Below are 19,891 nucleotides of genomic sequence, written 5' to 3'. Positions count from 1 at the left end.
TCTTCATTTTTCTCTGGATGGCAGCTTCATGGTCACGACACACAACCTCGGTTTTCCGCGCATCGGCGCGAAGCGCGAACTCAAGTTCGGTCTCGAACGCTACTGGAAGGGCGAATCGTCGCGCGACGAACTGAAGGCGCTCGGCGCCGAGTTGCGGCGGCGCCACTGGCACGACCAGCGCGATCTCGATCTCGCACCGATCGGCGACTTCGCGTTCTACGACCAGGTGCTCGACATGAGCTTCACGCTCGGCAACCTGCCGAAGCGCGTGCAGGACTTCCACGGCGATGCGCTCGACAACTATTTCCGCGTCGCGCGCGGCCGTTCGGCGCAGTCGGCGGAAGAACATGCGGCGTGCTGCGGCGGTGTCGCGGCCGGCGAAATGACGAAGTGGTTCGACACGAACTACCACTACATCGTGCCGGAGTTCCACGCGGATACGAATTTCTCGCTCGATCCGTCGCGTCTGCTGCAGCAACTGGCCGAAGCGAACGCGCAGGGCGTGCGCGCGAAACCGGTGATTCTCGGCCCCGTCACGTACCTGTGGCTCGGCAAGTCGAAGGACGATTCCGATCGCCTCGCGTTGCTGCCGAAGCTGCTGCCGGTGTACGGCGCGCTGCTCGACACGCTGACCGCGCAGGGCGTCGAATGGGTGCAGATCGACGAGCCGATTCTCGTGACCGAGCTCGATGCCGAATGGCGCCAGGCATTGCGCACCGCGTATGCGGCGCTGGAAACGCGCCGCATCAAGCTGCTGCTCGCCACGTACTTCGGCCAGCTTCAGGACAACCTGACGCTCGCGGCGTCGCTGCCGGTCGACGGCCTGCATATCGACGCGATCAACGCACGCGACGAAGTCGACGCGCTGGTGCGTGAACTGCCGGCCGACCGCGTGCTGTCGGTGGGCGCGATCAATGGCCGCAACATCTGGAAGACCGACCTGAACGCGACGCTCGACTGGCTCGAACCGCTCGCGAAGCAACTGGGCGACCGGCTGTGGCTCGCGCCGTCGTGCTCGCTGCTGCATGTGCCGGTCGATCTCGCGAGCGAGGAGAAGCTCGACGCGGAAATCCGCTCGTGGCTCGCGTTCGCGCTGCAGAAACTCGACGAGCTGAAGGTGCTCGCGACCGCGCTGAACGAAGGCCGCGACAAGGTGGCCGACGCGCTCGCCGCGAATGCCGCCGCGATCGACTCGCGCCGCCGCTCGCCGCGCGTGAACAACCCGGCGGTGAAGGCCGCGATCGCGCGCATCGACGCGCAGCTCGGCAACCGTGCGAGCCCCTATACGCAGCGTGCGTCGAAGCAGTCGGCGCGACTGAACCTGCCGGCGTTTCCGACGACGACGATCGGTTCGTTCCCGCAGACCGCCGAGATCCGCCAGGCGCGCAGCCGGTTCAAGGCCGGCGCGCTGGACGAAGCCGGCTATCGCACGGCGATGCAGGCCGAGATCGAACGCAGCGTGCGCGAACAGGAGTCGCTCGAACTCGACGTGCTCGTGCATGGCGAAGCCGAGCGCAACGACATGGTCGAATACTTCGGGGAGCAACTCGACGGCTACGCGTTCAGCCAGTTCGGCTGGGTGCAGTCGTACGGTTCGCGCTGCGTGAAGCCGCCGATCCTGTTCGGCGACATCAGCCGCCCGAAGGCGATGACGGTCGAGTGGATCGCCTATGCGCAGTCACTGACGGACAAGCCGATGAAGGGCATGCTGACCGGCCCGGTGACGATCCTGAACTGGTCGTTCGTGCGTGACGACCAGCCGCGCTCGGTATCGTGCTACCAGCTTGCGCTGGCGATCCGCGACGAAGTGCTCGATCTCGAGAAGGCGGGCGTGCGCGTGATCCAGATCGACGAAGCGGCGCTGCGCGAAGGTCTGCCGTTGCGCCGCGCGCAATGGAGCGAATACCTGAAGTGGGCCGTCGAGTCGTTCCGCATCGCCGCGAACGGGGTGCAGGACGATACGCAGATCCACACGCACATGTGCTATTCGGAATTCAACGACATCATCGCGTCGATCGCCGACATGGATGCCGACGTGATCACGATCGAGACGTCGCGTTCGGACATGGAGCTGCTCGACGCGTTCGACACGTTCAAGTATCCGAATGAAATCGGGCCGGGCGTGTACGACATCCATTCGCCGAACATTCCGACGCAGGATCACATCGTCGGGTTGATGAAGAAGGCGGCCGAACGGATTCCGGCGGAACGTCTGTGGGTGAACCCGGATTGCGGGCTGAAGACGCGGCAGTGGGCGGAAGTGATTCCGGCGCTGACGAACATGGTCGCCGCCGCGAAGACGCTGCGCAATCAGGTGCAGTGACGCAGCGAACGCGGTGCGGTACCGTCGCGATCGACGATCGGACGAAAAAACGACCCGCGGCAGCGGGTCGTTTTTTGTCATGCATGGATGTGCACCACGCGTCGAGCGCTACGCGGTGCGCGTGCCGCGCGGCAGCGCGTCGTTCGTCTTGCCGGGCGCACCCGCATCGTCGATGCGGACGCGGCGCGAGATCAGCCACACGCAGAGCGACGACAGCACGGCCGCACTCGTGTACTGGAGCGCGAGCGGCCACCATTGCGGCGCGGCGTGCTGCGCGATGATGGTCGCGACCAGCGGCGTGAGGCCGCCGGCGAGCGCGCCGCACACCTGGTACGCGATCGAGATCGCCGTATAGCGGATCCGCGCGACGAAGATGCCGCTGACGAAGCCCGCGACGACCGAGTAGTAGCCCGATTCCGCGAGCGTCGCGAGACCGACGCCGATCGTGATCGACACCGGCGTGCCCAGGTGCACGAGCGGCAGCATCACGAACGGGACGATCATCGCCCAGGCGCCGGTAATCAGCAGCACGCGCGTGGTGCCGAAGCGCTGCGCGAGGAACGCGGCCGCGAGCTGCACGACGAACTGCAGCACCGCGACGATCGTCATGCAATGCAGCACCATCGACCGGTCGAGCGACAGGAATTGCGTCGCATAGCTGATCATGAAGATGTTGCTGAAATACACGCCGGCGATCCCGTAAACGTTCGCGCCGATCGCGAGCAGCAGCAGCGGCCAGACCTTGAGCGCTTCGCGCAGCGGTTTTTGCGCGATGTTGCCGCTCTTCCTGACTTCCTCGAACTCGGGCGATTCCGACACGCTCGCGCGGATCACGAAGCCGACGATCAGCAGCACGGAACTCGCGAGGAACGGCACGCGCCAGCCCCAGCTCATCATGTCGTCCTTCGACAGCGTGCTGATCGCGCCGAACGCGAGCATCGACAGGATCAGGCCGCTCGCGCTGCCCAACTGCGCGAACGACGCGAAGAACGTGCGCTTGCCCTCGGGTGCATGCTCGCCGGCGAGCAGCACCGCGCCGCCCCATTCGCCGCCGACCGCGATGCCTTGCAGCACGCGCATCAGCACGAGCAGGATCGGTGCGATCACGCCGGCTTGCGCATGGGTGGGCAGCAGGCCGATCGCGACCGTCGACACGGCCATCAGCATCAGCGTCGCGAGCAGCGAGCGCTTGCGGCCGAAGCGGTCGCCCAGATAGCCGAACATCACGCCGCCGAGCGGCCGCGCGAAGAAACCGACCGCGAACGAGCCGAACGATGCGAGCAGGCTGATGAAGCGGTTTTCGCCGGGAAAGAACAGCGGCCCGAACACGATGGCGGCGGCGGTCGCATAACTATAGAAGTCGTACCACTCGATCGTGGTGCCGACGAACGAAGCGAGCGCCGCACGCTTCGGTTGCTTGACGGAAGTCCCCATCTTGGTGTGTGCTCCTCTGGAATCCTCTGATTTGGAATAGTGGCGGCGCCGGGATCAGTCGCGGTAGGCGACGCCCGGCAGCACGCACAGCAGCTCGTACGCGAGGTTCGCGCCGAGCAGCGCCGTGGTGCCGAACGGGTCGTACGGCGGCGCGACTTCGACGAGATCGCAGCCGACGATGTTCAGCCCCTTCGCGCCGCGGATGATCTCGAGCGCTTGCGGCACCGTGAGGCCCGCGATTTCCGGCGTGCCGGTGCCCGGTGCGTAGGCCGGGTCGATGCCGTCGATGTCGAACGTGATGTAGACGGGCGTGTCGCCGATGCGCGCGCGCACTTCTTCCATCAGCGGCGCGAGCGATTTGTTCCAGCATTCCTCGGCCTGGACGACGCGGAAGCCCTGCTCCCGGCACCAGTCGAAATCCTCGGCCGCGTAGCCGGTGCCGCGCAGGCCGATCTGCGTGACCTTGTCGCCGTGCAGCAACCCTTCCTCGACCGCGCGGCGGAATGGCGTGCCGTGCGCGATCTTTTCGCCCATCATCGTATCGTTCACGTCGGCGTGTGCATCGACGTGGATCAATGCAACCTTGCCGTGCTTGCGGTGGATCGCGCGCAGGATCGGCAGCGCGATCGTATGATCGCCGCCGAGTGTGATCGGCTTGCAGTCGTGCTCGAGAATCGCGTCGTACGCGGCCTCGATGCGGGCGATCGAATCGTGCAGGTTGTACGGGTTGATCGCGACGTCGCCGATGTCGGCGATCTGCAGCGAATCGAAGGGCGCCGCGCGCGTGGCCATGTTGTACGGGCGCAGCAGCACGGATTCGGTGCGGATCTGGCGCGGGCCGAAGCGCGCGCCGGTGCGGTTCGACGTACCGAGATCGAACGGCACGCCGACGAAACATGCGTCGAGGCCTTCGGCGCTCGCCACGTGCGGCAGGCGCATCATCGTCGCGATGCCGCCGGAGCGCGGCATTTCATTGCCGCCGAGCGGCTGGAAATGGGTGTGGTCGTTCATGGGTTCGTCTCTTCCGGTGTGGGGTTGCCGTATCATGCGACACGGCCTGGCGCACAGTTTTACGCGCTCCGGCGGCAAAGAAGAATGCGAAGATATCGACGTAAACATCGATCTTCATCGATGTATGGAAGGGGATGAACGTGCTGGGGAATCTGTCGACCCTCGATCTGCGGTTGATCCGCGTGTTTCTCGCGGTCACGGACGCGGGCGGCGTGTCGGCCGCGCAGGCGATACTGAACGTCGGCCAGTCGACGATCAGCGCGCAGCTGTCGTCGCTCGAGACGCGGCTCGGCTACCGGCTGTGCGAGCGCGGCCGCAGCGGCTTCCGGCTCACGCCGAAGGGCGAACGGTTCCACGCGATGAGCCGCAAGCTGCTCGCGGCGCTCGACGAATTCGGGATGGCCGCGCGGCACATGGATCGCCAACTGGTCGGCACGCTGAACATCGGCCTGATCGGCCATACGCCGGTGAGCCAGAACGCGCGGATCGCCGAAGCCATCGCCGCGTTCCGCACGCGCGACGAGGCCGTGCGCTTCTCGATTTCGGTGCGCGCGCCCGGCGATCTCGAGGAAAAGCTGCTGAGCAACGAGATCCAGATCGCGGTCGGCTATTTCTGGCATCGCGTGCCGACGCTGCACTACACGCCGCTGTTCATCGAGCGGCAGGTCGCGTACTGCGGCCGCGGCCATCCGCTGTTCGACGGCGCCGGCACGCTGACGCCGGCCGACGTCGCCGGCTTCGAGTGGGCGTGGCGCTCGTATCCGCTGCCGGAAGCGCAGATGTCGACGACGCCCGATCGCGTGACCGCGACCGCCGACAACATGGAGGCCGTCGCGCTGCTGATCCTGTCAGGCCATCACCTCGGCTACCTGCCGCAGCACTTCGCGGCGCCCTATGTCGCGCAAGGCCTGCTCGCGCCGCTCAATCCGGAGCAACTGCACTACGAGGTCACGTTCCACATGGTCGTGGCGCGCGACGGACGCGGCGATCCGTTGGTCGAAGCGTTTCTCGAGGATCTCGAGCGCGCGCATCAGGCGCCCGACGTGGTGTGACGCCGGCGCGGCCGACCCGGTGAACGCGCGTTGCGCGCGGGCGGCTTGCCGGCCAGCCATGCATCACGGCACCGGCAACCCCGCATCGTGCTTCACCTCGCGCAGCGACAGCGCCGATTCGATCGACGTCACGCCCGGCAGCATCCGCAGCGAATCGCGCAGGAACGTGCCGTAATCGTCGAGATCGCGCGCGACCACCTGCAACAGGTAGTCGGCGGTGCCCGCGACGTTGTGGCAGGCCAGGATCCGCTCGATGCCGAGCACTTCCCGTTCGAACCGGTCGGCGACCTTGCGGTCGTGCGTCGCGAACCGCACGAGCACGAACGCGACCACGCCGAAACCGAGCGCCTGGCGCGACAGTTGCGCGCGGTAGCGCTCGATGTAGCCGTCGTTTTCCAGACGTTTGAGGCGCCGCGCGCAAGGCGTCTCGGATAGGCCGACGGATTCGGCGAGCCGCGCGATCGGCAGGCGGCCGTCGCGCTGCACCGCGGCGAGGATCGCGCGGTCGGTTTTGTCGAGGTCGATCATGTTGGCGTAATCCTTGTCGTGACGGCGATATTGTGGCGGATTCCGCTACGACTCGCCATTCCTGAGCCGCAAATGGCCAATAATCCCTCTGCCTTCGGCGGCAACATATCGTCATTGAAGGACGAGGGGCAGACCATGATTTCCACGCATTTGCTGTTGATTTATCTCGCCGCGCTGGCGGCCATTTATGCGGTGCCGGGGCCGGACATGGCGCTCGTGCTGCAAACCAGCATCGGCCGCGGCGTGCGGCCGGGGATGGCGGCGGCCGCCGGCCTGTCGCTCGCCCGCACCGTGCACGTGACGCTGTCGGCATGCGGCGTCGCGGCGCTGATCCGCGGCGCGCCGTGGCTGTACGAGGTGATCCGCTACGGCGGCGCGCTCTATCTCGCGTATGTCGCGATCCAGGTGTTCCGCTCGCCCGTGTTCGCGCTCGGCGACGGCGACGCGGCGGCGGGCGAACTGCGGCAGTCGTTCGTGAAGGGATTGCTGACCAATCTGTTGAACCCGAAGGCGCTGTTGTTCTGCTCGGTGCTGCTGCCGCAGTTCGTGCGGCCCGAGGTCGGGCCGGTCGTCTGGCAGATGTTCGAACTCGGTGCGCTGCTGGTGGCGGCCGGCGTGTGCTTCGACCTCGCGTGCGTGTTCGGCGCGTCGCGCATCGCGGCGTGGATGCGTGCGCATCCGCTCGCGCAGACGGTGCAGCGCTGGACCTTCTCCGCGGCGTTGATCGGTTTCGCGCTGCGTTTGTCGATGGACTGAGCGTTGCGCCGACATGGCCGCCGGCGGGGCGATCGGCCGCGCGGGCGGGCCATGCACGAGTCGATTCAGGCCGCGCGATGCCGGCCTTCGCGCAAACGCTTGCCGCAGAAGGGCGTGCGCGCAAATCGTCTGACTGTTCTAAACTTCCTCTGACTTCGCGTGATCGCGAACGCGCCGTCGCGAACGCGCCGTCGCAAACGCGCCGTCGCGAATCGACTGACCGAACGGAACCGTCGTCCGCAGGCTATGTCCGATTTCCTGGCTGTTCCGTGCAACGCGGTACCAAGGAGGGTCTGAACATGGCAAGGCATCTTCAAGCCGACCGTGAACCCCGCATCGTCGCCGAGTCCAAGTGTCTCGGCCAGTGCGATCCGGCAGAACGCATCCACGTCACGATCATGTTGCGGCGGCAGGAAGAAGGGCAACTCGATGCATTGGTCCACCAGCTCGCCACCGGCGACGCCCGCGCAAAACCGGTGTCGCGCGACGCATTCGCGCAGCGTTTCTCCGCCAATCCCGACGACATCCGCAAGACCGAGGAATTCGCGCATCGTCATCAACTGACGGTCGATCGCGTCGACCCGGTCGAAAGCGTCGTCGTGGTGTCCGGCACGATCGCGCAGTTCGAAGCCGCGTTCAGCGTGAAGCTCGAGCGTTTCGAGCATCGGTCGATCGGTCAGTATCGCGGCCGCTCGGGCCCGATCGCGCTGCCCGACGAGCTCGGCGACGCGGTAACCGCCGTGCTCGGCCTCGACAGCCGCCCGCAGGCGCGGCCGCATTTTCGCTTCCGTCCGCCGTTCAAGCCTGCGCGCGGCGGGGCGGCCGTCACGTTCACGCCGATCCAGCTTGCGTCGCTGTACGACTTTCCGGCCGGCGACGGCGCCGGGCAATGCATCGCGATCATCGAACTCGGCGGCGGCTATCGCGCGGCGGACATCCAGCAGTATTTCCGCGGGCTCGGGATCACGACACCGCCGACGCTCGTCGACGTGAACGTCGGCACCGGCCGCAATGCGCCGACCGGCGATCCGAACGGGCCGGACGGCGAAGTCGCGCTCGATATCGAGATCGCCGGCGCGATCGCACCGGCCGCGAAGATCGCCGTCTACTTCGCGCCGAACAGCGACGCGGGCTTCATCCAGGCCGTCAACGCGGCCGTCACCGACAAGACCCACCGGCCTTCCGTGATCTCGATCAGCTGGGGCGGCCCGGAAGCGATCTGGCAGGCGCAGTCGGCACACGCGTTCAACCGCGTGCTGCAGGCGGCCGCCGCGCAGGGCATCACCGTATGCGCGGCGTCGGGCGACAGCGGCTCGGGCGACGGGCTGCAGGATGGCGCCGATCACGTCGATTTCCCGGCGTCGAGCCCGTACGTGCTCGGCTGCGGCGGCACGCAGCTCGATGCGCTGCCCGGGCAGGGCATCCGCAGCGAGGTCACGTGGAACGACGAGGCGTCGGGCGGCGGCGCGGGCGGCGGCGGCGTCAGTTCGCTGTTCGACCTGCCGGCGTGGCAGCAGGGGCTGAAGGTCGCACGCGCCGACGGCACCGCCACGCCGCTCGCCAAGCGCGGTGTGCCGGACGTGGCCGGCGATGCGTCGCCGCAGACGGGCTACGAAGTGTCGGTCGCCGGCACGCCCGCGGTGATGGGCGGCACGAGCGCGGTCGCACCGCTGTGGGCCGCGCTGATTGCGCGGATCAATGCGGCGGCCGGCGCATCGGCCGGCTGGATCAATCCGGTGCTGTACAAGCATCCGGACGCGTTGCGCGACATCACGAAAGGCTCGAACGGCACCTATGCGGCCGCGGCCGGCTGGGACGCGTGCACGGGGCTCGGCAGCCCCGACGGTGCGAAACTGGCGGCGCTCCTTGCGCGCAAGCCGTCGAGCTGACGCGCCGGTACCTGCCTTTACTTTCGACGCGGGTGATCTTCCCGCGTCTTTTTTCACCTCCAGGAGCAGCACGATGGGCATCGATTCCGCATCTTCCGGCGGCGTGTATCCGCTGCATCACGGCGACCACAATTCGCACGGCGTGCCGCCGACCATCAACCCGGTCGCGCTGAGCCGCGGCCGCGACCAGCCGTTCTTCGATCCGGTCGCGTACGGCAACGGCCCCGACGACTCGGTGACCGACACGACCGAAGCGGCCGCGATCACGCACCACACGATCCTGATCGACGGCAGGCGCATCGCGTACACGGCGACGGTCGGCCACCTCGTGACCGTCGATCCCAGCAGTTCGCAGCCGGCCGCGAAAATCTTCTACGTCGCGTTCACGGCGGACGGCGCGAAGGAAGAAACGCGGCCCGTGACGTTCTTCTATAACGGCGGGCCCGGCTCGTCGTCGGTGTTCGTGCTGCTCGGCTCGTTCGCGCCGAAGCGCATCAAGACGTCGATGCCGGGGTTCACGCCGCCCGCGCCGTACCAGATCGAAGACAACCCGGACAGCATGATCGACCACAGCGACCTGGTGTTCATCAATCCGGTCGGCACCGGCTATTCGGCGGCCGTCGCGCCGAACAAGAATCGCGACTTCTGGGGCGTCGACCAGGATGCGGATTCGCTCAAGCAGTTCATCAAGCGCTACCTGACGAAGAACAACCGCTGGAATTCGCCGAAATACCTGTTCGGCGAATCGTACGGCACCGCGCGCAGCTGCGTGCTCGCGTACAAGCTGCACGAGGACGGCGTGGACCTGAACGGCGTCACGCTGCAATCGTCGATCCTCGATTACCGGCAGGCCGGCAACCCGGTCGGCACGCTGCCGACCGCCGCGGCCGACGCGTGGTATCACAAGAAGCTCGGCATCAAGCCGGCGCCGAGCGATCTCGGCGCGTTCGTCGAGGAAGTCGCGCAGTTCGCGCGCACCGACTACCTGAGCGCGCTGCGCGCGGCGCCGCATGCGGACCCGGCCACCGTGCGGAAACTGTCGGAATACACGGGCATCGACACGGCGACGCTGCAATCGTGGGGGCTCGACATCGCGGGCTACGACACGCGCGGCAATTCGCTGTTCCTGACGACGCTGCTGCATGCGCAGGGGCTCGCGCTCGGTTCGTACGACGGCCGCGTGACCGGGATCTCGTCGGGCATCGCCGGCAAGATCGACCCGAATTCGGGCGGCAACGATCCGACGATGACAGCCGTGACGGGCGTCTATACGGCGATGTGGAACAGCTACCTGAACGAGCAGTTGAAGTTCACGTCGAACTCGGCGTTCACGGACCTGAACGACCAGGCTTTCAAGAACTGGGATTTCAGCCACATCGACCCGACCGGCGCGCAGCAGGGCATCGATGCACAGGGCAACGTGATTCTCTACACGGCCGGCGACCTCGCCGCGGTGATGGCGCTGAACGTGGACCTGAAGGTGCTGTCGGCGAACGGCTTCTACGATTTCGTCACGCCGTTCTACCAGACCGTGATCGATCTGCAGCAGATGCCGCTGGAGGACCAGAAGGTGCGGCAGAACCTGTCCGCGCGGTTCTATCCGTCGGGGCACATGGTGTACCTCGACGCCGGGTCGCGCACCGCGCTCAAGCGCGATCTCGCGACGATGTACGACGCGACGGTCAGCGATACGGGCGCGCGGATGCGCATTCGTGCGCTGCAGGCGAAGAAGACGGGCGGGCGCGCGTAGCGTGGCCCGTCGCCGGTCGGCCGCGCGCAGCCGCGACGGTGCGCGCGGCGGTATGTCGGTGGCGCGGCGGCCGGCTTATGCGGTGGCCGGCCAGTCGAACATCGTGTACGGCAGTGCGCGCTTGTGGCGCGAGCCGTCGTAGAAGCGCAGCACCGTTTCATACACGCGATCGGCAACCGGCTTGCCTTCGAGGAAATCGTCGATCTCGTCGTAGGTCACGCCATACGCGTGCTCGTCGGGGCGCAGCGGGCGCAGCTCCTCGAGGTCGGCCGTCGGCACCTTCATCACGATCAGCTCGTCGCCGCCGAGCGCGCGCGCGACCGCGCGCACGCGACGCTTGCTCAGGCCCGCGAGCGGCAGGATGTCCGCGCCGCCGTCGCCGAACTTCGTGAAGAAACCCATCAGCGATTCGGCCGCGTGATCCGTGCCGATCACGATGCCGCGCCGCGCGCCGGCTACCGCGTACTGCGCGATCATGCGCTCGCGCGCCTTGATGTTGCCGTGCACGAAATCCTGCTGCGCGGGCGTGTCGAACGCATGGCCGGATGCGACCAGCGAACGGAGCATCGCATCGGCGGCCGGCTTTACGTCGACCGTCAGCACCTCGTCCGCGCGCACGAACGCCAGCGCGCGCTGCGCGTCCTCTTCGTCGTTCTGCACGCCGTTCGGCAGGCGCATCGCGATGAAGCGTGCATCGTAGCCGTCGGCGCGCAGGCGCTCGACCGCCAGTTGCGCAAGGCGGCCGGCCGTCGACGAATCGACGCCGCCGCTGATGCCGAGCACGTAGGTCCGCAGGCCGGTCGAACGAAGGTACTGCGCGAGGAAATCGACGCGCCGGGCGATTTCGGCTTCGGCGTCGAAGTGCGGGGCGACGTTCAGTTCGGCAATGATCGCGCGTTGGCGGCTGGCGTAATCGGCGGAGGTCATGAGGGAAATTCCGGAACGAATTGCAAGGCGCCCATCATAAGCGCAATCGCGGCGCGCCGCCGCGCCGGGCCTGCGTTTCCGGCGGTTTCGCGTTGCTTCGGCGAGACGCGGCGCGTCGCCATGGTGCGCGGTGCGCCAGGCAGGTGCGGGATGCGGCGCGAACGGCCTCCGGGCGGGGCGACGGCGGGCGTCAGCGCCGCGCGAGCACGACGCCCACCAGCGCGAGCGCGAAGCCGGCGAGCTGGATCGTCGCGAGCGTTTCGCCGAACAGCCCGTAACCCTGCAGCGCGGCCAGCGGCGGCGCGAGAAACAGCAGTGACGTCGCGCGAGCGGCGTTGCCGCGCCGCAGCATCCACATCAGCATCGTGACCGCGCCGCCGGACAGGAACACGACGCCCCATACGAGCGACACCCACAGCGCCGGCGCGCCGATCCAGCGGGTTTCATGGAGCAGCACGACGAAGGCGGCCGCGACGACCGCCGCGCCGAAGTTCTGCACGGCGACCGCCGTGCGCAGGTCGCTCTGCGCGAGCTTGCCTTTCTGGTACAGCGAGCCGGCGGTGATCGCCCCGACCGCGAGAACCGACACGGTGACGACGAGCCACGCAGGCGCCGCGCCCGGCGGCGGCGCGACGCCGCCCGTGACCTTCGGCGCGAGCACGAGCCCGACGCCGGCCAGCCCGAGCGCCATCCCGAGCCAGCCGCGCGCGGGCAGGCGTTCGTTGAACAGCGGGACCGCGAGCACGGCGGTGGCGAGCGGCTGCAGCGCGCCGAGCAGCGCCATCACGCCCGCGTTCAATCCTTGCGCGACGGCCCAGTAGCTCGCGCCGAGATAGACGCCTTGCAGCAGCGCGCCGGCGATCAGGTGGCGCGGCCATTCGCGGCGGGCCGGCCACGGCGCGCGTGCGACGAGCGCCACCACGCCGAACAGCGCGGCCGTGCCCGCGAAGCGCGCCAGCAGGAACAGGTTCGGATCGGCGTAGGGCTTGATCGCCCGTGCCACGATGAAGCCGGTGGACCAGAGCGCGACGAAAACGGCGGCGACGATCGAGTTGAGCATGCGTGACGGGCCGCGACGCGGCCGGACAGAACCGGAAAGTCGGCCAGTATCGGGCGAAGCCGTGCCGGTGTCTTGTCGAATCCTGCACTCACGCCGCGCGGTGCGTGACGGTGCGGGCGATCATCGCGCGCCGGGTGGGCGATGCGAAGGCGATGCGTACCGCCCCGTGCGGGCGGCTACGACGCGGCGGCGATCAGTCGATCGAGAACGTATCGAGCGGCTGGTTGGCGCGCGCGTCAGTCGCGAAGCGTGCGGCGAGCTGTTCGTAGAGCCGGCGCGCTTCGTCGAGCGTCAGGTCGATCCAGTACGGGTCGCCCGCCGCGTCGTTGAGGCGTTCCGGCGGAAACTGGATTTCGATCACACTGCCTTTGCGATACATGGCGCGAGCCCCTTGGTTGGTCTTGGTCGGTCGTTCGGCGAAACGACAAGTGTAGCAACCGGCGCCGCGCCGATTCGCGCGCGCCCGGCAATACTGAATTTCGCTTTCGGGCGACGCGCGCGGCCGCCGCTCGGCCGCATTCCCCGGCGCGGTCAAATGGTCGTCAAACGACCGTAATACAATGGCCGGCTTATCCATTACCAGTCGCCTCGGGCGCACACGCGATGCTGGCGGAACAACGTCATCAATACATCCTGTCGGAGCTTGGACGCTCGGGCGCGCTGTCGGTCGCGGAACTCGTCCGTTCGCTCGACGTGTCGCGCGAAACCGTGCGGCGCGACCTGAACGCGCTGGCCGCGCGCGGCCTGCTCGTGATGACGCACGGCGGCGCGCTGGCCGCGGCTCGCCGGGAGCCGAGCCTGTCCGAGCGGGAAGCCGCGAACGCCGACGCGAAGCGCACGATCGGGCGGCGCGCGGCCGAATTCGTGCCCGACGATGCATCGGTGCTGATCGATTCGGGCAGCACGCCGCATGCGGTCGCGCTGGCGCTCGCCGACCGGCACCGGCTGTCGATCTACACGAACGACTGGCGCACCGCGTTCGTGCTCGCGCGGCGCAACGGCAACCGCGTGACGCTGCTCGGCGGCGAGCTGTCCGACGACGAGGACGCCACGTTCGGGCTCGACACGATCCACCAGCTCGCGCAGTACCACGTCGATTTCGCGTTCGTCGGCGCCGGCGGCATCACGCCCGACGGCGAATGCACCGACTACTCGCGGCTCGCGGCAGAAGTGCGCAGCCGGATGATCGCGGCGGCGGGCACGGCGATCATCGTCGCCGACCATTCGAAGTTCGGCCGCGTGACGCCGGTGCGGATCAACGGCGCGTCGGCCGCCCGCTATCTCGTCACCGAACGCGCGCCGGACAAGGCGGTGCGCCGCGCGCTGACCGCTCGCGGCATCGAGCTGCTCGTGTGCGACTGACGCGCGTCCGACATACAAGGTTCATCGAACGGTCATCGTGCCGGAAGAACCGCCGTCGACACTGACCCATTCACCTCGACCGGCCGTCAGGCCAGGGAGCAACGAATGGCCGTCAGCGTGCGCAGCTATCTTTCCCCCACCCTCGTCCTGCTGGCTTTCGACTGGCCCGATGCGGCGTCGCGCGCCGATTTCCTCGGCTTCGCGATCCGGCGCACGCCGGGCTTCTGGTCGGCCGACGGCAAGACGCGTGCGCCGGACAGCTGGCTGCCCAACCGCCTGACGTTCGACGGCCCGGCCGCCGACACGCAGGGCGATGCGCCGACCGATCAGGCGCCGATCCAGAAATTCATGTGGTGGGACGCGCGCATCGATCCGCAGGACCGCGGTGCGTCGTTTCGCTACGACGTCTTTCCGGTCGTCGGCACGCCGGCGAACCTGCAGGTGCTCGACGCGCAAGCCGGCGCGTGCGACGTCGTGCTGCCCGCGCACGTCGAGGATGGCATCGGCACGTGGTTCAACCGCGCGGTGGTCAGCTCGCAGGCGTTCGCGAAGCAGGTCGCGGCGCTCGGCCTCGCGCCGAACGAGACGCCGAGCGCCGCGCAGGCGCTGAAGCTGCGCGCGTGGCTCGCGAACGACATGGAGCAGGTGTTCGCTCGGATGCTCGATCCCGCGTCGCGCGCGGTGTCGGCCGTCTATCACCTGACCGACACGCTGTGGGCGCTGCCTGCGTTCGCCTCGTTCGGGCGCCGGCATGGCGAAGCGTCGCTCGCGATCGTCTATGACGCGCACACGACGGCGCGCAAGGGCAAGCCGCCGCTGCCGTCGCCGAACCAGCCGGCCGTCGATGCGCTGCAAGGCCTCGCGACGCTCGCGCCGCGCGACCGGACGCACATCATGCACGACAAGTTCATCGTGACCGATGCGCGGTCGAACCCGGCGCCCGCGCGCGTGCTGACGGGTTCCGCGAACTTCACGACCGAGGGGCTGACCGAGCAGGCCAACGTACTGCATGCGTTCGACTCGCCCGCGCTCGCTGCGCTGTACAACGAGCGCGCCCTCGCGCTGGCCGGGAATCCGTCGATTGCGGAAACCGCCCGGCTGTCGCCCGGCTGGTCGGCGCCGATGACGATCGGCAGCGCGCAGGTACGCGTCGCGTACTCGCCGGAGCCGGCGGGGCAGCGTACCGAGATCGATACGATCGTCGCCGCGATCGCGGCCGCGAAGCATTCGGTGTCGTTCTGCCTGTTCATGCCGACCGACGCTGCGCTGCGCGATGCGTGCTTCGCGGCCGGCGACCGCGGGCTGATGATGTTCGGCCTGGTGAACCGGATCAACGTTGGCGGCGCGACGAAGGCCGATGCCGCGCGGCAGGCCGGCCAGTCGCTCGATGCGGCGACGCTCGCGAACCTCGAGCTGTACCACCGCAGCCGCGACAACCACGACGTGATCGACGCGTCGTATTTCTCGCCGGCCACCGTGCCGCAGCGTTTCGAGCCGGAGTTGCGGCTCTTCCCGGGCGAGCCGGCGCCGGCCTTTCCGCCCGTCGTGATCCACCACAAGTTCATCGTGATCGATGCGGAGGGCGCGAATCCGGTCGTCTATACGGGCTCGGCGAACATGAGCCGCAATTCCGAGCAGTACAACGACGAGAACCTGCTCGAGATCCGCGACAAGCGGATCGCGGCGATCTATCTCGCGGAATTCCTGCGGCTTTACGAGCACTATCGCGCTCGCGCATTGGCGATTCGTGCGAAGCGGCGCGGCACGGGCGCGCATGCACGGCTCGCGCTCGCGCCGGATTCGAGCTGGGCGAAGAAGTATTACGTGGCGGGCAGCCCGGAAGAGAAGGCGCGGATCGCGCTCGCGTCGACCGCGCCGACGGACTGATGCGCCGACGTGCGACGGGCGCGGCGGGCGCGCGCTCCGACGGGTTGCCGTCGCTTACGCGGCGACGTAGCGGAGCACCGCGTCGGCGATCGTGTCGCGATGCCGCGCGCGCAGGCGCGGCGCCGACGGATCGCGGCCGAATGCGGCGCCGAACGTGTAGCGGTTCGCCACGCGATGGAAGCAGAACGAGCTGATCAGCAGGTGCAGGTCGTATGCGTCGATGTCCTTGCGGAACGCGCCGCTGGCCGCGCCGCGCTCGACCAGTTCCTCGAGCGTCTTGATGATGCTGACGTTGCGGTTCTTGAACGACTTGAGCTGTTCGAGATATTTCGCGCCGTGGATGTTCTCGATCGACACGAGGCGGACGAAATCGCGATGCTTGTCGTGATAGTCGAACGTGAATTCGACGAGACGGCGCATGCCTTCGCGCGGCTCCATGTCGCCGACGTGCAGTTCCTGCTCGAATGCGCGGATGTCGCCGTACACCTTCTCCAGCACGGCCTCGTACAGGCCTTCCTTGCTTTCGAAGTAGTAGTAGAGCATCCGCTTCGTCGTGTTCGTCCGCTCGGCGATCGCGTCGACGCGCGCACCGGCGAGGCCCATCGCGGAAAATTCCTGCGTGGCGACCTCGAGGATGTTGCGCTTGGTTTGCTCGGGATCGTATTTGCGCCGCGCATCGGACGCAAGCGCGCGGGGGTCGGACGTGGCGGCCTTGCTTCCTGCTTTCATGTGACTTTGTTGTGGTTCGCGGCGGCTTGGAAAAGGCATTCTAGCATGCGGAAAATGCCCGCCCGGCCGACCTTCCGCTCTAATCGGCAAGGCCGCCGCGGGCGCTCAGCGGCGGCACGACGCGAGCGCGTCACGGGCCTGGTACGCCGTATACGCAAGCTGCGCGGCGGCGAGGCCGGCCAGCCCGAACGTGCGCGTGAGCCCGAACGCGGCGAAGCCGTCCGGCACCGGCCGGCCTTCGGCCAGCGCGGCGGCGAGCGTCTCGCCGGCCACCGTGGTCGGCGCCATCCCGTGGCCGCCGAAAGCGATCGCGTGCCACACGCCGTCGGCGTCGCGGCCGATCTGCGGCATCTTGTGCCGAGCGTAGCTCATCAGCCCGCCCCACGCGTAGTCGACCTTCACGCCGTCCAGTTGCGGATACACGCGCAGCAGGTCGCGCCGCAGCAGGCGCGCGATCGCGTCGGGGCCGCGGTCGAGCACGGAGATCCGGCCGCCCCACAGGATCCGCGTGTCCTTCAGCGGACGGTAGTAGTCGAACGCGAAACGCGTGTCGTAGATCGCGTACGGCGCGTCGATCGCGTCGGGCAGGCGCGTGCCGAGCGGTTCGGTCGCGATCACGTAGGTCGCGATCGGCAGCACCGCGCGCTCGATGCGCGGCGACACGCCGCGCGCGTAGCCGCCGCCGGCGAACACGACGTCCTTCGCGCGCACCGTGCCCTGGGCCGTGCGCACGACGTAGCCGGCGCCGTCGCGCGCGATGCCGAGCGCGGCCGAGCGCTCGAACACGCGGGCGCCGCCGCGCGACGCGGCCGCCGCGACGCCGAGCACGTACTTCAGCGGATGGAAATGGAATGCGTTCGGCTCGAACAGGCCGCCGTAATAGCGCCGCGTCTTCAGCCGCTCGCGCAGCGCGTCGGTAGGGACGGGTTCCCAGTCGACGCCGAGCTCGTCTTTCATCAGCGTGCGCACGCTGTCGAGCCGCGCCGGATCGTCGAACCAGTTCGCGAGCATCACGCCCCGGTCGACGATGTCGCAGTCGATTCCGTAGCGGGCGATGCGCGCGCGGATCAGGTCGACCGCGTCGACGGTGAGCCGGTATAGCCGGCGCCCTTCGTCGCGGCCGAGCGTGCGCAGCAGGTCGGCGTTGTCGAGGCTGTAGCCGCCGAACACGAAGCCGCCGTTGCGGCCCGACGCGCCGAAGCCGACCCGCTCGCTGTCCAGCACCACGACGTCGTGCACGCCGCGTTCGACGAGGCCGAGCGCCGTGCACAGGCCGGCGAGGCCGCCGCCGACGATGCAGACCTGCGTATCGATCGTGCCGGTCAGTTGCGGGTAGGGCTGGCGGGAAACGGTGGCTTCGTAGAAGTTCTGCATGCGTGTTCGGTGACTCGTGACGGCGGAAAAACGGGCGGCGCGTCGATCTTGCCTGAACGCGCGCGCCGCGTCGAATGGGGTTTTCAGCGCAGCGGGCCGGGCGCCGCGAAGGGGTGGCCGCTGGCGCGGTACCGGGCGTCAGGCGCCCGGCGTCGGGTTGACCGGGCGGGCTACGTAGGCCGGATAACCGGCGTCGGCCTTTTCGGCTGCTTCATGCGCCGCGTTGCGTTCGATCCACGGCGCGATTTCCATGTCCTCGTAGCGCACCAGGCGGCATTTGCGCACGAGTGCGTAGCCGAGCCAGATCGCGAGGAAGAACGGCAGGCCGATGTAGGTCGCGGCGACGCCCGTCCAGTCGATCCTGTCGGCGAGGAACGCGTGGTAGTCCTGGCCGAGCGCGACGACCGCGCACAGCGCGAACGCGAACAGCGGGCCGAACGGGAACCACTTCGACCGGTACGGCAACTGGTCGAGCCGGTAGCCCTGCTTAAGGAAGCCCTTGCGGAACCGGTAGTGGCTGACCGCGATGCCGAGCCACGTGATGAAGCCGGCCATGCCCGACGTGTTGAGCAGCCACAGGTACACGGTCTTGTCGCCATACAGCGACGTGAGGAAGCACAGTGCGCCGACGGCGGTCGTCGCATACAGCGAGTTGCGCGGCACGCCGCCCGGCGACAGCTTCGCGAACAGCTTCGGCGCACGACCCTCGACCGCGAGGTTGTAGAGCATCCGCGTCGACGCATACATGCCCGAGTTGCCGGCCGACAGCACGGCCGTCAGGATCACCGCGTTCATCACGCCGGCCGCGAACGCGAGGCCCGCGTGGCGGAACACGAGCGTGAAGGGGCTCACGCCGATATCGGTCACGTCGCTCTTCAGCAGGCTCGGGTCGGTGTACGGAATCAGCACGCCGATCACGAAAATCGCGAACACGTAGAACAGCAGGATGCGCCAGAAGATCTGGCTCACCGCGCGCGGAATCGTCGTGCGCGGGTTTTCCGATTCGCCGGCCGCGACGCCGATCATCTCGGTGCCCTGGAACGAGAAGCCCGCGATCATCGCGACGCCGAGCATCGTCGCCCAGCCGCCGACGAACGGCGCGTCGCCGGTCGTGAAGTTACCCCAGCCGGCGCTCGGGCCGCCCTGCATGATCCCGAAGATCATCAGCAGGCCGACGCCGACGAACGCGAGCACCGTCAGCACCTTGACCAGCGCGAACCAGTATTCGGCTTCGCCGAAGCCGCGCACCGACAGCGCGTTGAGCGCGAAGATCAGCGTGAGAAACAGCGCGCTCCACCAGACGCCCGGCACGTGCGGGAACCAGTAATTCATCACGAGCTGCGCGGCGACCAGTTCCACCGCCAGCGTCACGGCCCAGCTGTACCAGTAGTTCCAGCCGAGCGCGAAGCCGAAGCCTTCGTCGACGAACTTCGCGCCGTAGGTCGCGAACGAGCCCGACACCGGCATGAACGCGGCCATCTCGCCGAGGCTCGTCATCAGGAAATAGACCATCAGGCCGATCACCATGTACGCGAGCATCGCGCCGCCCGGCCCGGCCTGCGAGATCGACGCGCCGGACGCGACGAACAGGCCGGTGCCGATCGAGCCGCCGATCGCGATCATCCGCAGATGGCGGGCCTGCAACGCACGGTGGAGGGACGGCTTCGCGGGCGGCGAGCCGGACGGGCGGGACGAATCGGGGCGGGCATCTGAATGCATGGCGGGCGCTGGGCGCTGTCTCCGGGATTGTTGTTCGGTGACGAAGCGCGACGCGTTGCCGGCCGCGGGCCGGGCAGCGGTGATGCGGGG

At 68.1% G+C, this 19,891-nt stretch carries 16 protein-coding genes; 7 read left to right on the top strand and 9 right to left on the bottom strand.

The features are described 5' to 3' along the window. Positions 1–28: 28 nt before the first annotated feature. Positions 29–2,323: a 5-methyltetrahydropteroyltriglutamate--homocysteine S-methyltransferase gene (gene metE / locus QZM15_RS26360; protein ID WP_302107557.1), complete on the top strand. Its 2,295-nt coding sequence runs from the start codon at positions 29–31 to the stop codon at positions 2,321–2,323. Between the two features lie 108 nt (positions 2,324–2,431). Here metE and QZM15_RS26355 read toward each other — a convergent pair whose 3' ends face one another. Both QZM15_RS26355 and speB read right to left on the bottom strand, forming a co-directional pair. Further along, on the bottom strand, positions 2,432–3,757 hold the full coding sequence (locus QZM15_RS26355) for an MFS transporter (protein WP_060315178.1): 1,326 nt from the start codon (positions 3,755–3,757) through the stop codon (positions 2,432–2,434). A gap of 54 nt (positions 3,758–3,811) precedes the next feature. After that, positions 3,812–4,768: an agmatinase gene (speB, locus tag QZM15_RS26350; protein WP_059575568.1), complete on the bottom strand. Its 957-nt coding sequence runs from the start codon at positions 4,766–4,768 to the stop codon at positions 3,812–3,814. Between the two features lie 134 nt (positions 4,769–4,902). On the opposite strand from speB, the gene QZM15_RS26345 reads away from it, so the two are divergent. After that, on the top strand, positions 4,903–5,820 hold the full coding sequence (locus QZM15_RS26345) for a LysR family transcriptional regulator (RefSeq protein ID WP_302107556.1): 918 nt from the start codon (positions 4,903–4,905) through the stop codon (positions 5,818–5,820). 63 nt (positions 5,821–5,883) lie between these two features. Here QZM15_RS26345 and QZM15_RS26340 read toward each other — a convergent pair whose 3' ends face one another. Next, complete coding sequence (locus tag QZM15_RS26340; RefSeq protein WP_006488501.1) at positions 5,884–6,348, bottom strand: Lrp/AsnC family transcriptional regulator; 465 nt, start codon at positions 6,346–6,348, stop codon at positions 5,884–5,886. Between the two features lie 135 nt (positions 6,349–6,483). On the opposite strand from QZM15_RS26340, the gene QZM15_RS26335 reads away from it, so the two are divergent. The 3 genes from QZM15_RS26335 (at position 6,484) to QZM15_RS26325 (ending at position 10,743) form a co-directional block, all read left to right on the top strand. Continuing rightward, positions 6,484–7,104, top strand: a complete 621-nt coding sequence (locus QZM15_RS26335; RefSeq protein WP_059643529.1) for a LysE family translocator — start codon at positions 6,484–6,486, stop codon at positions 7,102–7,104. A gap of 299 nt (positions 7,105–7,403) precedes the next feature. After that, on the top strand, positions 7,404–8,993 hold the full coding sequence (locus QZM15_RS26330; protein ID WP_302107555.1) for a protease pro-enzyme activation domain-containing protein: 1,590 nt from the start codon (positions 7,404–7,406) through the stop codon (positions 8,991–8,993). Between the two features lie 73 nt (positions 8,994–9,066). Then, on the top strand, positions 9,067–10,743 hold the full coding sequence (locus tag QZM15_RS26325) for a S10 family peptidase (protein ID WP_060315180.1): 1,677 nt from the start codon (positions 9,067–9,069) through the stop codon (positions 10,741–10,743). 75 nt (positions 10,744–10,818) lie between these two features. Here QZM15_RS26325 and nadE read toward each other — a convergent pair whose 3' ends face one another. From nadE to QZM15_RS26310, 3 genes are all read right to left on the bottom strand, one after another. After that, the gene (gene nadE / locus QZM15_RS26320; protein ID WP_059575561.1) at positions 10,819–11,670 is read right to left on the bottom strand and encodes an ammonia-dependent NAD(+) synthetase; all 852 of its coding nucleotides are present in this window, start codon (positions 11,668–11,670) and stop codon (positions 10,819–10,821) included. A 190-nt stretch (positions 11,671–11,860) separates the two neighbouring features. Next, positions 11,861–12,730, bottom strand: coding sequence for a DMT family transporter (locus QZM15_RS26315; RefSeq protein ID WP_302107554.1), 870 nt, complete (start codon positions 12,728–12,730; stop codon positions 11,861–11,863). A gap of 193 nt (positions 12,731–12,923) precedes the next feature. Further along, positions 12,924–13,109, bottom strand: coding sequence for a hypothetical protein (locus tag QZM15_RS26310; RefSeq protein ID WP_006480515.1), 186 nt, complete (start codon positions 13,107–13,109; stop codon positions 12,924–12,926). A gap of 224 nt (positions 13,110–13,333) precedes the next feature. On the opposite strand from QZM15_RS26310, the gene QZM15_RS26305 reads away from it, so the two are divergent. Beyond that, on the top strand, positions 13,334–14,092 hold the full coding sequence (locus QZM15_RS26305) for a DeoR/GlpR family DNA-binding transcription regulator (RefSeq protein WP_059575557.1): 759 nt from the start codon (positions 13,334–13,336) through the stop codon (positions 14,090–14,092). A 105-nt stretch (positions 14,093–14,197) separates the two neighbouring features. After that, positions 14,198–15,979: a phospholipase D-like domain-containing protein gene (locus QZM15_RS26300; RefSeq protein ID WP_302107553.1), complete on the top strand. Its 1,782-nt coding sequence runs from the start codon at positions 14,198–14,200 to the stop codon at positions 15,977–15,979. A 54-nt stretch (positions 15,980–16,033) separates the two neighbouring features. On the opposite strand, the gene QZM15_RS26295 is transcribed toward QZM15_RS26300, so the two are convergent. From QZM15_RS26295 to QZM15_RS26285, 3 genes are all read right to left on the bottom strand, one after another. Continuing rightward, a complete protein-coding gene (locus tag QZM15_RS26295; RefSeq protein WP_059575553.1) occupies positions 16,034–16,708 on the bottom strand; it encodes a TetR family transcriptional regulator in 675 nt (224 codons plus the stop codon). A gap of 105 nt (positions 16,709–16,813) precedes the next feature. Continuing rightward, positions 16,814–18,082 (bottom strand): FAD-binding oxidoreductase, encoded by a 1,269-nt coding sequence (locus tag QZM15_RS26290; RefSeq protein ID WP_302107552.1) that lies wholly within the window; start codon positions 18,080–18,082, stop codon positions 16,814–16,816. A 138-nt stretch (positions 18,083–18,220) separates the two neighbouring features. Further along, a complete protein-coding gene (locus QZM15_RS26285) occupies positions 18,221–19,705 on the bottom strand; it encodes an amino acid permease (protein ID WP_367033705.1) in 1,485 nt (494 codons plus the stop codon). Between the last annotated feature and the right edge of the window lie 186 nt (positions 19,706–19,891).

Origin of the sequence: Burkholderia sp. AU44665 (assembly GCF_030504405.1) — a bacterium.
GTDB classification, from domain to species: domain Bacteria; phylum Pseudomonadota; class Gammaproteobacteria; order Burkholderiales; family Burkholderiaceae; genus Burkholderia; species Burkholderia semiarida.
This window is presented reverse-complemented; position numbering and strand designations above follow the sequence as displayed.